The following is a 14,051-nucleotide window of genomic DNA, read 5'->3' on the forward strand; positions in this document are numbered from 1 at the left end:
CACACTATTTGTGAACGGCACAAATCAACTGTGGGAGCGAGCCTGCTCGCGAAAGCGATCTATAAGTCAGCGAAGATATTCAGCCAGACCGTGGTAGCAAGTCGCCAAGTGATACGGCGTAGTCGAAGGCATATCCTTTCGGCTGACTTCCCCCAACTGATCCCGACACTCATGCCAGCCACCTGCATGCAGAAACCGCTGCTGCAACGCCTGCAATTGGCGCAGCACCACCGCTTCACTGCCCTGACGCAACGTCAGCGCGCGCAGATATTCCGCCTGAGCCCAGATCCGCTGAGTCGAGTCTCGCGGGCGCCCGTCCGTTTCCAGATCGAGCATGGCCCGCACCGCGCCGGATGACTGCACCACACCGTATTGCTCGGTAAAGGCAAACGCCCGATCCAGCGCCGCATGCAGTTTCGAACCGCGCAACAACGGCGACGATTCCAGCAGGAAATACCATTCGAACTGATGCCCCGGCTCATACCAGTTATCCACAGCGCCGAGCGGCTTCTCCATCAACACGCCATATTGCGGATCGACGAACTGCTTGTGCATGGCTGTGCATAACTCCAGCAATGCCTGCTGCGTCTGGGCATCTTCGTGAACCGCCAGGGTGGCCAGAAACGCTTCGGCCAGATGCATCAATGGATTCTGCAGCGGACCGGTTTGCAGGGTGATCCAGTCGCGCTCCAGGCACGCTTCATACAAGCCATCGCCGGTGGCAAAGCGTCGGCCAATGATTTCCAGCGCCGCGTTGAGCGTCGACTCAGCCAATGGATCGCCGGACTTTTCCCAGTAATGCGCGCAGGCAAACAGGATGAAGGCGTGGGTATAGAGGTCCTTGCGCTGATCCAGCGGCTTGCCTTGGGCGTCGATGCTGTAGAACCAGCCGCCGTGTTCGGCATCATGGAAGTGCCGTTGCAGTGAACGAAACAGCGCCGCGGCACGAACCTCAGCGTTATCCACAACCCCGATCAGACTGGAAAACAGGTACAGCTGCCGTGCGCAGGCCATCGCCCGATAGCGCTGCGGTGGCAGCGGCTGATGCGCGGCGTCCAGCGCCTCGTAGGGTAACGCCATGTCGGCGTTCCAGCCCGGGCCTTGCCAGAGGGGCACTATGACGTTGACGAAGTGCTGCTGCACAGCGCCGAACAGGGCGGTCAATTCGGGCAGGGAGGTGGAGCGGGAAGCGTGGGGCATGGGCGGACGTCGTCACGGCTGGGGCGATTGCGCGACATGGTAGCAGAGAGACCGGCATCAGAGATGCGGCGTCTGATCGGCCGCCTTCGCGAGCAGGCTCGCTCCCACAGTGGATTTGCAGCGTACACAAAACCTGTGGGAGCGAGCTTGCTCGCGAAGGGGCCCGTTCAGACAATAAAAACTAGCCTGCGAGCAACCAAACACCAGTCGCCGCCGAAGCGGCACCTGCAAGGCGCACCAACGGTGCAGCAGCCTGAGGCAGGAAACGCACCACGGCATAACCCGCCGCATGCAATGCAGCCGTCGCGGCAACGAAACCCGCCGCATACGCCCAAGGGCTGCTCATGTCCGGCAGTTCCAAGCCATGCGCCACACCATGGAACAGCGCAAACACAGCGGTCGCCACCACCGCCATCACCAACGGCGGACGCACCGCGAGCGCCACGGCCAGACCCAGCGCCAACACCGACGCGGCAATCCCGCTTTCCAGTGCCGGCAGTTCCAGCCCTTCAAACCCGAACATGCCGCCAATCAACATGGTGCCAACAAACGTGCACGGCAGCGCCCAACGCGCTGCGCCTTGTTGCTGCGCGGCCCACAAGCCAACAGCCACCATCGCCAGCAAATGGTCGAGGCCGCCGATCGGGTGGCTGATGCCGGCGATCAAACCGCTGTCGCCATGCCCCGGGTGGGCGAAGGCCAATGCCGGGGTCAGGAGCAGCGCCACGGCGCCAAGAATTCGTTTGAGTGTCATGAATTGGCTTCCTTGTTGATCAGTGAATCAGGCTGCAGTCAGCAGGCCCTGGCGTTCGATGAAGGCGATGATTTGCTCAAGACCCTGACCGGTTTTCTGGTTGCTGAAAACGAACGGCTTGCCGTTGCGCATGCGTTGGGTGTCGCTGTCCATCATTTCCAGCGAAGCGCCTACCAGCGGCGCAAGGTCGATCTTGTTGATCACCAGCAAGTCGGACTTGCAGATCCCCGGTCCGCCCTTGCGCGGCAGCTTGTCGCCGGCCGAGACGTCGATCACGTAGATGGTCAGGTCGGACAGTTCCGGGCTGAAGGTCGCCGAAAGGTTGTCGCCGCCGGATTCCACCAGAATCAGATCCAGCCCCGGAAAGCGCCGGTTCAGTTGATCCACCGCTTCGAGGTTGATCGAGGCGTCTTCGCGGATTGCCGTGTGCGGGCAGCCACCGGTTTCCACGCCGATGATCCGCTCGGGGGCGAGGGCTTCATTGCGCACGAGAAAATCGGCGTCTTCGCGGGTGTAGATATCGTTGGTGACCACGGCGAGGTTGTAGCGCTCGCGCAGGGCCAGGCACAGGGCCAGGGTCAACGCGGTTTTGCCGGAGCCGACCGGGCCGCCGATGCCGACGCGCAGGGGTTGTGTGTTCATTAATATTTCTCCTAGGAGCGAAAGAGGCGGCTGTACTGGCGCTCGTGGGCCATGCACGCCAAGGACAGGCCGAACGCGGCGCTGCCGATGTGTTCGGGGTTGATTCGGGTCGCGTCCTGCTGCGCCTGTTGCAGTAACGGCAGCAATTCGCTGGTCAGGCGCTGGGCGGCTTGCTGGCCCAGCGGCAGGGTTTTCATCAGCACGGCGAGCTGGTTTTCCAGCCAGCTCCACAGCCATGCGGCGAGGGCGTCCTGCGGGTTGATGCCCCACGAGCGAGCGGCCAACGCCCAGCACAGAGCCAAATGCGGTTCAGTGCATTGATCAAGAAAGTCGCGGGCGGGCGCGTCGAGTTCAGGCAAACCGCTGAGCAGTTGCTGCAACGAATAGCCCATCTGCCGGCTCTCCAGATGCAACTCGCGCGTCTCGCGGCTGGCGCGATGGCTTTCGCACAGAATCTGCAACTCGGCCCATTGTTCATCCGCCGCCGCTTGGCAATGGGCGAGCAGCAGTGGCGCCTCGAAGCGGGCGAGGTTGAGCAACAATTGATCGCTGATCCAGCGCCGCGCGCTGTCCGGGTTGTTCACGCGGCCGTTATCCACCGCCATTTCCAGGCCTTGCGAATAGCTGTAACCGCCAATCGGCAATTGCGGACTGGCCAGGCGCAGCAGCGCCCAGGCCGGATTCACAGGCGTACGCCGAACTGATGGAGTTTCGGCGCGTAGTTGAAGTCTTCGTCGCCGTGGCGTGAATGATGATGGCCGCCGCCATAGGCACCGTGTTCCGGCTGGAACGGTGCTTCAATGGCTTCGACCTGCGCGCCGAGTTGTTCGAGCATCGCTTTGAGTACGTAATCGTCGAGCAGACGCAGCCAGCCGTCGCCAACCTGCAAGGCGACGTGGCGGTTACCCAGGTGATAAGCCGCGCGGGTCAGTTCGAAGGCGTTGGCGCAGGTGACGTGCAGCAATTGCTCGGGGCGGGCGCAGACACGGACGATGCGGCCGTCTTCAGCCTGCAGGCATTCGCCGTCATACAGCGGCGGCTGGCCGCGCTCCAAAAACAACCCGACGTCTTCGCCCTCGGCACTGAAACAGCGCAAACGGCTTTTGCTGCGCGCTTCGAAGGTCAGGTGCAACTCGGCGGCCCAGACGGGTTGAGGGTCGATTCTGCGGTGAATCACCAGCATCGGAAAGCTTCCAGCTATGGACAATACTCTGGCTAGAGCAAGGGCCTTGCCAATCGGACGAGATGTAGGAAATCCCTGTCGGAGCGTAGTGGATGTTTCAAGATGTTGCGGGAATATGGAAGGTTTTGGTGCGTGAAGATTTTTTTATGCACCAAATGGAGGCCGATGCGCCGAACCAAGTGTGGGAGCGAGCTTGCTCGCGAATGCAGAGGGTCAGAGATATAGATGTTGACTGACACGACGCCTTCGCGAGCAAGCTCGCTCCCACAGGGAATCTGGTGTGCCAGTCATAAAAGGTAGTTACTCGGTACTGCCTAGCCCTTGCCAGTGCTTGAGGCCGATAAAGATGAAGCGCAGTTGCTGGGTGATCTTCGCCTGTGGCGTCAGATGTTCCGGCAAGGCTTCGGCGGGCGGGTCGATGATGTCGGGGAGGGTGGCAAACACCGATTTGACGATCAGATCTGCCATCACGCTCAGGCCCTCGGCGTCCAGATGCTGAAGCTTGGGCATCATCGTCAAGTCAGCCGCGAGGTCGGAACTGATGTTCTCGCGCAACCGGCCGATTGCCTGACGCACCGGCAGCGAACCGCCGTATTGCTCACGGGCAAGAAACAGGAATTGCGAGCGATTGGCGCTGACCACGTCGAGGAAGATCCGCACCGAAGCATCGATGATGCCGCCCATGACGAATTCGTTGTGCCGTACCAAGCGGATGGTCTCGCGGAAGGTCTGGCCGACTTCGCTGACCAGTACCAGGCCCAGCTCATCCATATCGGCAAAATGCCGGTAGAAACCGGTGGGCACGATCCCGGCGGTTTTGGTCACTTCGCGCAGGCTCAGGCTGCCGAATCCTCGGCCGCTTTCCATAAGGTGGCGGGCAGCGTCCATCAAGGCGTTGCGGGTCTGTTGTTTCTGTTCGGCGCGGGGCAGCATCGCAGGGTGTGTTCTTTGGCAGGACAAGCGCCGCACTCTAGCAAATCGGCTTTGTCGGCGTCGAACGGGAGGGCATGCAGCGAAAGATTTTATCGAGCCGGAAAAGTCAAAAGCCCAATCCGGTGATTGGGCTTTTTTTCGAGGCCGCCATGGGCTTAGCTCAAGGCGCTGTTGCGTTCGATTACACGGTCACCACCACCTTCGGCAAGGGTTTGGCCTTGTGGAGTGCGGTCGCCGCCATCAGAAGCCAGGGTTTGGCCTTGTGGAGTGCGGTCGCCGCCATCAGAAGCCAGGGTTTGACCTTGTGGAGTGCGGTCGCCGCCATCGGAAGCCAGGGTTTGGCCTTGTGGGGTGCGGTCGCCGCCATCAGATGCCAGGGTCTGACCTTGTGGAGTCTTGTCGTAGCCGTCTTGCACCAGACCTTTCTCTTCCAGACGATCACGGCCGCCTTCAGCCAGGGTCTGGCCTTGTGGCGTGCGGTCGCCACCATCAGCGGCTACGGTTTGGCTGAATACCGAGTGGCTGGATTTCACTTGCGGGGTAGCCTGATCGGCAGCGGGCAGGGCGAAAGCAGTGCTGGCTAGCATCGACAGGGTAAGGCTGAGCAGTAATTGGCGTTTCATGATGGGTTGCTCCTTGGGAGGGCGATAAAGTGGGTACGAGGGCAATGCTACTCTCGATAAGTCGATATAAAAGTTCATAAACGCAATGGTAATAATCAACAGAATTGATTGTTCTGTCGGGAGGCTCTAGATAGGGCCTTTCAGAGCAACGGTTTTGCACCGAGGTGGGTATTTCCGACCCACTCGCGCCTCGCAAAAGTGCGGGCGCGGTAACACTGTTCGACTGATCGGTCAGATTCGCGCGACTTTTTGCGCGGTAATCGACCTTTCGATTAAACCTGCGGCGGGTTTGCCAGTCGTAGATTTCATGAGGGCCGCTTTGGCCCGTCGTTTCAGCCGTACGCCGCAGTCTTTGCGTGCGGTCGTGATCAGGAGCTTTGTGCATGACGCGCACTGGAAAAATCTTCAGCTGGACTTTCGCCATCCTCGTGCTGCTACTGGCCGTGCTGGTATTGATCATCGTGTTCTTCGACTGGAACCGGATCAAACCGCCGCTCAACGCCAAAGTCTCGGAAGAACTGCACCGACCGTTTGCCATCAATGGCAACCTCGCGGTGATCTGGCAGCGCGAGCCGGACGAGGGCGGCTGGCGTGCGTGGGTGCCGTGGCCGCACGTGGTCGCCGAGGACTTGAGCCTGGGCAACCCGGACTGGTCGAAGAAAGCGCAGATGGTCACGCTCAAGCGCGTCGAGTTGCGTATTTCTCCATTGGCGCTGCTGGCACAACGGGTGGTGATTCCACGCATCGACCTGACCGAACCGAATGCCGAGTTGCAGCGCCTGGCCGACGGCCGCGCCAACTGGACGTTCAAGTTCGATCCGAAAGACCCGAATGCAGAGCCCTCGAACTGGGTGGTCGACATCGGTGCCATCGGTTTCGACAAGGGCCATGTCACCCTCGACGATCAAACGCTCAAGACCAATCTTGATGTGCTGATCGACCCACTGGGCAAGCCGATTCCCTACAGCGACATCGTTGGCGCCAAAGCCGCAAAATCCGCACAGGACAAGGGCGGCGCACCGCAGGATTATGCGTTTGCCTTGAAGGTCAAAGGCCAATACCACGGCCAGAACCTCACCGGCCAAGGCAAGATCGGCGGCCTGCTCGCCTTGCAGGACGCGAGCAAGCCCTTTCCGTTGCAAGCCCAGGCGAAGATCGGCGACACCAGCATCGAACTGGCCGGCACGCTGACCGATCCGCTGAATCTCGGCGCTCTCGATCTGCGCCTGAAACTGGCCGGCGCCAGCCTCGGCAATCTTTATCCGCTGACTGGGGTGACTCTGCCGGACACGCCGCCGTATGCCACCGACGGCCATTTGATCGCCAAGCTGCATGACGCGGTCGGGGCGAAATTCACTTATGAGCAGTTCAACGGCAAAATCGGCAGCAGTGATATTCATGGCGACCTGACTTACGTCGCCAGCCAGCCACGGCCGAAACTCAGTGGCGCATTGCTCTCCAATCAACTGCTGTTCGCCGACCTTGCGCCACTGATCGGCGCCGATTCCAATGACAAGCAAAAGGCCCGCGGCGGCGAGAGCAAGCAACCGGCCGATAAAGTCCTGCCGGTGGAGGAGTTCAAGACCGATCGCTGGCGCGCGATGGACGCCGACGTCGAGTTCACCGGCAAGCGCATCGTTCACAGCGAGAAACTGCCGTTCAACGACCTCTATACCCACCTGAAACTCAACGACGGCGAGCTCAGCCTTGAGCCGCTGCGCTTCGGCGTGGCGGGCGGCAATCTTGATGCACAGATCCGCCTCAACGGCCGCACCGAGCCGCTCGAAGGCCGGGCGAAACTGACCGCCCGTGGCTTCAAGCTCAAAGAGTTGTTCCCGACCTTTGAACCGATGAAAACCAGTTTCGGTGAGCTCAACGGCGACGCCGATATCAGCGGTCGCGGCAACTCGGTGGCCAAGCTGCTCGGCGGGGCCAACGGCAAATTGAAGATGTTGATCAACGACGGCGCGATCAGTCGTGAGTTGATGGAGCTGGCCGGGCTCAACGTCGGTAACTACGTGGTCGGCAAGATCTTTGGCGACAAGGAAGTGAAGATCAATTGCGCAGCGGCGGATTTCGACATCAAGACCGGTCTGGCCACCACGCAGTTGTTTGTCTTCGATACCGAGAACGCGATCATTTATATCGACGGCACGGCGAACATGGCCACCGAGCAGCTCGACCTGACGGTGACACCGGAATCCAAGGGCTGGCGTTTGATTTCTCTGCGTTCACCGCTGTATGTGCGGGGCAAGTTCATCAAGCCGGATGCCGGCGTGAAGGCCGTGCCGCTGATGTTGCGCGGGGCGGGGATGGTTGCGCTGGGCGTGATCGCCGCGCCGGCGGCGGGGCTGTTGGCGCTGGTGGCGCCGAGTGGTGGTGAGCCGAATCAGTGTGCGCCGTTGCTGGAGCAAATGAAGGCGGGCAAGGCGCCGGTCACCGTTAAACCGACTAAATAGTCGGTGCCCGTAAGGGCCCTTTCGCGAGCAAGCTCGCTCCCCCACGGGACCGCATTCCTTCAGATGGATGCGGTCGAGTGTGGGAGCGAGCTTGCTCGCGAAGGCGGTTTAGAAAGTTTACAGGTCGTTCAGGATGTCAGCCATGTCATCGGCATGCTCTTCTTCCTGCGCCAGAATATCTTCGAAGATACGCCGCGTAGTCGGGTCTTTCTCGCCGATGTACTGAATGATCTCGCGATAGCTGTCGATGGCGATGCGCTCGGCAACGAGGTCTTCGTAGACCATCTCTTTGAGGGTGTTACCGGCCACGTATTGCGCGTGGGACATTTTCGACAGCATGTCGGGGTTGAACTCCGGCTCGCCGCCCAATTGCACAATGCGCTCGGCCAGGCGGTCAGCGTGCTGGGCTTCCTGGGTGGCGTGTTCGAGAAACTCTTCGGCGGCCACATGGGCTTTTACGCCATTGGCCATGAAGTAGTGACGCTTGTAGCGCAAGACGCAGACCAGTTCAGTGGCCAGCGATTCATTGAGCAAGCGCAGTACCTCTTCACGGTCGGCGCTGTAGCCCTCGGTGACGGCGCCGTTTTCGACGTGTTGGCGCGCACGATCGCGCAAGGTTTGAACATCTGACAGATGCAGGTCGTCGCTCATTTCGATCTCCTGGAGGCTAATCCGATGGGCGCCACGTTCTACAGACGCGGTCGCTACCTAAGCTGTGAGTCATGAGCGTTGCAAAAAGTTTTATCGGTTTACGCAACCCCTGTAGGAGCTGCCGAAGGCTGCGCTTTTGGCGCCAGCCCGGACAAAACTGCTTCCTCGCGCAACCAGGCAAAAAACGCCCGCACCGGCGGATGCCGCTCCCGCCCCGGAACACACAACGCGCTGTACCCGGCACCATCGACTTGGACCTGGCCCATGAACGGCAGCAGCAAACCACTGGCGACGCTTTCCGAGACCAGAATATTGCTCGCCAGCACCAGCCCTTGCCCGGCGATCGCCGCTTGCAGGGCGTAATGCTCTTCATCGTATTCGCGGACTGCCGGTTGCAGGTTCAGCCAGTTTGCGCTGGCCTTCGCGCACCACGCTTCCCAGCCATGGGCATACAGTTTCGAGTTGTGCCAACGCACGCTGATCAACGTCGGCGTGCGCCGAGCGGCCAGCGCCACTTGCTCGGGCGAGCCGTACACGCCGAAAGATTCATCGAACAGGCACAAACCGTAGAGGTTCGGGTAATCGTCGAGGCTGTAACGCAACACCAGATCGACGCTGGCGTCCTGATGCAGATCGATGACTTCGCAGTGGGTGTCGAGGCGCACGTTGATGTTCGGATGCTGCGCATAAAAGCGGCCGAGACGCGGCACCAGCCACAGCGCGGCAAACGCGGCGGTGGTCGATAGCGTCAGCGTGCTGGCGTTGCGCTGCGGGCGCAGGGTGTCGACGCTTTGCGCCACTTCCAGCAGCGCGCCATGCAGGCTGCGAAACAGGCGTTCGCCACCCTCGGTCAGGCGCACCTGACGGGGCAGGCGTTCGAACAGCGCAACGCCGAGCCAGTCTTCCAGCGAACGAATCTGGTGCGAAATCGCCGTCGGCGTGACCGACAGTTCTTCGGCGGCAGCCTTGAAGCTGAGCAGTCGTGATGCCGATTCAAAGGCGCGCAGGGCGGTGAGTGGCAGCGAGGCAAACATTGAAATCTCCATGGATGAAATCAATTCATCCAGACTGACTTTTGCTCATTTGAGGCTTTGGCGTGGCGCCTGCAATCTGCAGCGACACAGCAATCAAAGTCTAGTCTCAAGGAGTTTAAGATGAGCAAAATTCTTGCGATCCATGCCAGCCCACGTGGCGACCGTTCGCACTCGCGGCGGCTGGCGGAAAGTTTTCTCAGCGCCTGGCAGGTGCGTCATCCACAAGCGCAGGTGACTCGACGTGAAGTCGGTCGTGCGCCGATTCCGCCGGTCAACGAAGCCTTTGTCGCCGCCGCTTTTTATCCACAGCCTGAAGCACGCCCACTGTCGATGCAGGCCGATCTGGCCCTGAGCGATCAATTGGTCGGCGAGTTGTTCGATCACGAGCTGCTGCTGATTTCCACGCCGATGTACAACTTCAACGTGCCCAGCGGCCTCAAGGCCTGGGTCGATCAGATCGTGCGGCTGGGTCTGACCTTCGATCACACGCTGGACAATGGCGTCGCCCAATACACCCCGCTGTTGCAGGGCAAAAAGGCGCTGATCGTCACCAGTCGCGGCGGCTTCGGCTTCGGCCCGGGTGGCGAGCTGGAAGCCTTGAACCACGCCGATCCATGGCTGCGCACGGCGCTGGGTTTTATCGGCATCAACGACGTCACCGTGGTTGCGGCTGAGGGTGAAGAATCCGCCGAACGCACCTTCGCGGTGTCGGTGGCCGAGGCGGAGCAGCGTTTGTTCACCCTCGCCCGGGAGTTCTAGGTGGCCTGGCTGTTCCTGCTGATCGCCGCCGGGTTTGAAGTGACCTTCGCCATGGGCATGAAGTACGCCGAGGGCTTCACCCGGCTCTGGCCGTCGTTGATTACGGTGATTGCGGCGATTGGCGGCATCTACTTTCTCACGCTGGCGATGCGCGAGTTGCCAGTGAGCATTGCCTACCCGATCTGGACGGCGATTGGCTCACTGGGCACGGTGTTTCTCGGTTTCGCCTTGCTGGGCGAGAGCCTGACTCTGGTCAAACTGCTTTCGGTAGGGCTGATTGTGGCGGGGGTGGTGGGCCTGAAGTAGGCTGGTGGTTGAGTTGTCATCATCAGGGAGGATGCTTGGCGGGCGTTTTGCACGCCTTGCATCCACTCACCGACCACAAGGATGTTTGCCCATGTCGACGCGTTATCCACTGGTGCTGGTGCCCGGCATGCTCGGGTTTATCCGGCTGATCCTCTATCCGTATTGGTACGGCATCATCAAGGCATTGCGCCGGGGTGGTGCGAAGGTGATTGCGGTGCAGGTGTCTCCGCTCCATTCGACGGAGGTGCGTGGCGAGCAGTTGCTCTCGCGCATTGATGAAATTTTGCGTGAGACCGGGGCGCAAAAGGTCAACCTGTTCGGCCACAGTCAGGGCTCGCTGACGGCTCGCTATGCGGCGGCGAAACGGCCGGATCTGGTGGCTTCAGTGACGTCGGTGGCCGGACCGAATCATGGCTCGGAACTGGCTGATTACCTGGCAAAACATTACCCGGCGAACAGTGCCAAAGGGCGGATCCTTGAGGCGTTGTTGCGTTTTGTCGGTTGGCTGATGGCGTTACTGGAGACCGGTTATCACGGGCCGAAACTGCCGGTGGATATTCACGCCTCGCACCAATCGCTGACGACTGAGGGTGTGGCGCTGTTCAACCAGCGTTATCCACAGGGCCTGCCGGAAACGTGGGGCGGGCACGGGCCGGAAGAAGTTAACGGCGTGCGCTACTACTCGTGGTCGGGGACGTTGCAGCCGGGCAAGACCGACCGTGGCGGTAATCTGTTTGACGGGACCAATCGCAGTTGTCGCTTGTTCGCGAAAACCTTTGTGCGTGAGCCGGGGCAGTGCGACGGGATGGTCGGGCGCTACAGCTCGCATCTGGGCACGGTGATTGGTGATGACTATCCGCTGGATCACTTCGACATTGTTAACCAGTCGCTGGGGCTGGTCGGCAAGGGCGCGGATCCGGTGCGGCTGTTTGTCGAGCATGCGGCGCGGCTTGAGGCTGCCGGGGTTTAACCGTCAGACCGCGTTATCGTTCATCGCTGGCAAGCCAGCCCCCACAGGGTTGGGATCGAACACAAATCTTGTGAACGCCCAAATCACTGTGGGAGCTGGCTTGCCAGCGATGGGGCCCTATCAGGCAACGCTGATCCGGCGGCCCAACACGGTGGTCCAGCGCTCGGAAAGAATTACCCCGCCCAAGGTCAACAATCCGCCGACCAAGTGATACATCGCCAACTGCTCCTTCAACACCACCGCCGCAATCAGCGCGGTAATCAACGGCAACAAGTTGAAGAACAACGTCGTCCGGCTCGGCCCCAGGCGTTGCACCGCCTGCATCCACGCCAACGGCGCAACCATCGACGCCAGCAAGCACGCATACAACACCAGCGGAATGTTCTGCAGGGTCAAACCGGTTTTCGGCGACGCCGCATACAGCGGAAACAACACGACAATCGCCACCAGCACCTGCAAATACAGCAACACCAGCGGCGGCAAGCGCAGCTGCCATTTCTTCAGCAGAGTGCTGTAAATCGCGTAAGCCAGCGTCGCGATCAACATCATCGCATCGCCCATGTTCAGGCCGTGCTGCAACAACGCGCCAAGGCTGCCCGACGACACCACTACCAGCACGCCAGCAAACGACAGCACAGCGCCGACCAGCGCACCGGCGGTCAGACGTTGACCGAGGCTGATGATTGCCATGGCCAGCGACATCAACGGCATCAGCGACAAAATGATGCCCATATTGGTCGCGGTGGTCAGGGTCGCCGCGAAGTAAGCGAGGCTCTGATACACCGCCATGCCGAGCACGCCGAGGACGAAAATCTTGCCGAGGTTCGGGCGAATCTGCGGCCAGTGCGCGATCACCGCTTTGAGCATGAATGGCGTGAACAACAACCCGGCGAGTAGCCAGCGATAGAAACCGATCTCGGCGGGGAAAATTGCCCCGACCGCGAGTTTGTTTATCACGGTATTGCCGGCCCAGATAAAAATCGCCAGCAGCGGAAACGCGTATTGCATGAGTTGAAACCAGTACGTTGATGAGCGGCAATTATCCCTTGTCTGGATGCAGGCCTATACTTCGAACCGGACAACCTGCCTCTGAAACCGGACAGCATGAACAGCAAACACATCGATCTGCTGGAATTCAGCGAACTGCCATCGGCGGTGTACTTCCGCTATGCCGACTTCAACGCCCATGAATTCGCCGCGCCGCACCGCCATCCGTGGGGCACTCTGGAATACGCGGCCCATGGTGTGTTGCACATGGACGTCGACGGCAACCGCTTTATGTCGCCGCCGCAGTACGCGGTGTGGGTGCCGCCGCAGGTCGAGCACAGTTTCTACAGCCATCAACCGGTCAACTATCGTGCGGTGTGCCTTGACCCCAAGGTCTGCGCCGAACTGCCGACACGCGCCTGTACTCTGGCGATCAGCGACATCCTCAAGGCGATTCTCAAGGACTTCGCCGCCCGCGACGTGAAGATTCCCGAGCTCGATGCCGATCAGCGCCTGGCCCAGGTGTTGGTCGATCAATTGCAACAGGCGCCGGTGCATGAGTGTTATCTGCCCTACGCCAGTAGTCCGGGATTGCTGGCAATCCTCGAAACCTTGCAGGCCGAGCCGGGCAACAATCAGCCGCTGGCGCATTGGGCACTGCAAGTGCATGTCAGCGAACGCACGCTGGCGCGGCAATTTGTTCGTGAGCTGGGGATGAGTTTTGGCGAGTGGCGTCAGCGCTTGCGTTACCTCGCTGCGATCGAGGCGCTGGAAACTTCGCGCAGTGTGCAGGAAATTGCCTTCGACCTCGGTTACAGCAGCGGCTCGGCATTTATCGCCATGTTCGCCCGTCAGGCCGGTTGCACGCCGGAGCAGTATCGCCGTAGCCATCTCGAAGGCAGGAAGGTGTAACAAGATTTGGCTACACTCCAGCAGAGGCCGCCCCCATCGGTGCGGCGACAAGGAGAAAACTCCATGAAGATGTTGCGTGTGCCGTTGTTGATGATTGGTTTGCTCCTGTGTTCACAAGGTTTCGCCGCCACGGCGCAACAGAACAAAATGACCACCTGCAATGCCGATGCGACCGCCAAGAGTCTGAAAGGCGATGAGCGCAAAACCTTCATGAGCACCTGCCTCAAGGCAGCGCCGGCGGCCAACGATGCCAAGGCCCTGACCCCGCAGCAGCAGAAAATGACCACCTGCAACGCCGATGCGAAAACCAAGGCGCTGACCGGCGATGCGCGCAAGGCGTTCATGAGTGATTGCCTGAAGAAAAAATAACTTGATTCGGTGGGGTAACTGGTCGACGCGTCCGCTTGAGATTTGCCCTCACCCTAACCCTCTCCCAGAGGGAGAGGGGACTGACCGCGTCGTTTTCAGATATTCATCGACCTGAACTATCTGGCCGATTCTGAATTCAATACAGCACTGGCAGGGTCGCCGGATTTCTTCGCCATTCCTCGATCGGTTCCCTCTCCCTCTGGGAGAGGGCTAGGGTGAGGGGGGTTGAAGCACCGCATATTTCTAGTGCTCACCCCGGAACGCTGGCA

Annotated in this window: 16 protein-coding genes; 6 read left to right on the forward strand and 10 right to left on the reverse strand. The window is 60.3% G+C overall.

Annotated features, from left to right (window positions below):
* Positions 1-66: 66 nt before the first annotated feature.
* The 7 genes from ACZ0A4_RS27095 to ACZ0A4_RS27125 form a co-directional block, all read right to left on the reverse strand.
* Positions 67-1,200 carry an AGE family epimerase/isomerase gene (locus ACZ0A4_RS27095; RefSeq protein ID WP_463577000.1) on the reverse strand — a complete coding sequence of 378 codons (1,134 nt, stop codon included), beginning with the start codon at positions 1,198-1,200 and terminating at the stop codon, positions 67-69.
* Positions 1,201-1,381: 181 nt separating this feature from the next.
* Positions 1,382-1,954, reverse strand: coding sequence for a HupE/UreJ family protein (locus ACZ0A4_RS27100; protein WP_463577001.1), 573 nt, complete (start codon positions 1,952-1,954; stop codon positions 1,382-1,384).
* Between the two features lie 27 nt (positions 1,955-1,981).
* Positions 1,982-2,596 (reverse strand): urease accessory protein UreG, encoded by a 615-nt coding sequence (gene ureG, locus ACZ0A4_RS27105; protein WP_077570691.1) that lies wholly within the window; start codon positions 2,594-2,596, stop codon positions 1,982-1,984.
* Between the two features lie 11 nt (positions 2,597-2,607).
* The gene (locus ACZ0A4_RS27110; protein WP_463577003.1) at positions 2,608-3,282 is read right to left on the reverse strand and encodes an urease accessory protein UreF; all 675 of its coding nucleotides are present in this window, start codon (positions 3,280-3,282) and stop codon (positions 2,608-2,610) included.
* Positions 3,279-3,779, reverse strand: a complete 501-nt coding sequence (gene ureE / locus ACZ0A4_RS27115) for an urease accessory protein UreE (protein WP_008087160.1) — start codon at positions 3,777-3,779, stop codon at positions 3,279-3,281. The genes ACZ0A4_RS27110 and ureE overlap by 4 nt, the downstream gene beginning before the upstream one ends.
* A 300-nt stretch (positions 3,780-4,079) precedes the next feature.
* Positions 4,080-4,712: a TetR family transcriptional regulator gene (locus ACZ0A4_RS27120; RefSeq protein ID WP_077570695.1), complete on the reverse strand. Its 633-nt coding sequence runs from the start codon at positions 4,710-4,712 to the stop codon at positions 4,080-4,082.
* A 155-nt stretch (positions 4,713-4,867) separates the two neighbouring features.
* A complete protein-coding gene (locus tag ACZ0A4_RS27125) occupies positions 4,868-5,335 on the reverse strand; it encodes a hypothetical protein (protein WP_463577004.1) in 468 nt (155 codons plus the stop codon).
* 383 nt (positions 5,336-5,718) lie between these two features.
* Here ACZ0A4_RS27125 and ACZ0A4_RS27130 point away from each other — a divergent pair, with 383 nt between their 5' ends.
* A complete protein-coding gene (locus tag ACZ0A4_RS27130; protein ID WP_463577005.1) occupies positions 5,719-7,794 on the forward strand; it encodes an AsmA family protein in 2,076 nt (691 codons plus the stop codon).
* Between the two features lie 117 nt (positions 7,795-7,911).
* Here ACZ0A4_RS27130 and ACZ0A4_RS27135 read toward each other — a convergent pair whose 3' ends face one another.
* Together ACZ0A4_RS27135 and ACZ0A4_RS27140 are read right to left on the reverse strand one after the other, a co-directional pair.
* On the reverse strand, positions 7,912-8,445 hold the full coding sequence (locus ACZ0A4_RS27135) for a ferritin-like domain-containing protein (protein WP_122606555.1): 534 nt from the start codon (positions 8,443-8,445) through the stop codon (positions 7,912-7,914).
* 98 nt (positions 8,446-8,543) lie between these two features.
* Positions 8,544-9,491 (reverse strand): LysR substrate-binding domain-containing protein, encoded by a 948-nt coding sequence (locus ACZ0A4_RS27140; RefSeq protein WP_463577007.1) that lies wholly within the window; start codon positions 9,489-9,491, stop codon positions 8,544-8,546.
* Between the two features lie 108 nt (positions 9,492-9,599).
* On the opposite strand from ACZ0A4_RS27140, the gene ACZ0A4_RS27145 reads away from it, so the two are divergent.
* From ACZ0A4_RS27145 to ACZ0A4_RS27155, 3 genes are all read left to right on the forward strand, one after another.
* Positions 9,600-10,238, forward strand: a complete 639-nt coding sequence (locus ACZ0A4_RS27145; protein WP_463577008.1) for an FMN-dependent NADH-azoreductase — start codon at positions 9,600-9,602, stop codon at positions 10,236-10,238.
* A complete protein-coding gene (locus tag ACZ0A4_RS27150) occupies positions 10,239-10,544 on the forward strand; it encodes a DMT family transporter (RefSeq protein WP_093430208.1) in 306 nt (101 codons plus the stop codon).
* Positions 10,545-10,635: 91 nt separating this feature from the next.
* On the forward strand, positions 10,636-11,514 hold the full coding sequence (locus ACZ0A4_RS27155; RefSeq protein ID WP_463577009.1) for an alpha/beta fold hydrolase: 879 nt from the start codon (positions 10,636-10,638) through the stop codon (positions 11,512-11,514).
* A gap of 120 nt (positions 11,515-11,634) precedes the next feature.
* Here ACZ0A4_RS27155 and ACZ0A4_RS27160 read toward each other — a convergent pair whose 3' ends face one another.
* On the reverse strand, positions 11,635-12,522 hold the full coding sequence (locus ACZ0A4_RS27160; protein ID WP_463577011.1) for a DMT family transporter: 888 nt from the start codon (positions 12,520-12,522) through the stop codon (positions 11,635-11,637).
* A 96-nt stretch (positions 12,523-12,618) separates the two neighbouring features.
* Between ACZ0A4_RS27160 and ACZ0A4_RS27165 the strand changes: the two genes are divergently transcribed.
* A complete protein-coding gene (locus ACZ0A4_RS27165) occupies positions 12,619-13,413 on the forward strand; it encodes an AraC family transcriptional regulator (RefSeq protein WP_463577013.1) in 795 nt (264 codons plus the stop codon).
* Positions 13,414-13,476: 63 nt separating this feature from the next.
* Positions 13,477-13,782 carry a PsiF family protein gene (locus tag ACZ0A4_RS27170; RefSeq protein ID WP_064388692.1) on the forward strand — a complete coding sequence of 102 codons (306 nt, stop codon included), beginning with the start codon at positions 13,477-13,479 and terminating at the stop codon, positions 13,780-13,782.
* Positions 13,783-14,051 lie beyond the last annotated feature (269 nt).

The sequence above is a fragment of the Pseudomonas sp. AC172 genome (assembly GCF_979258595.1).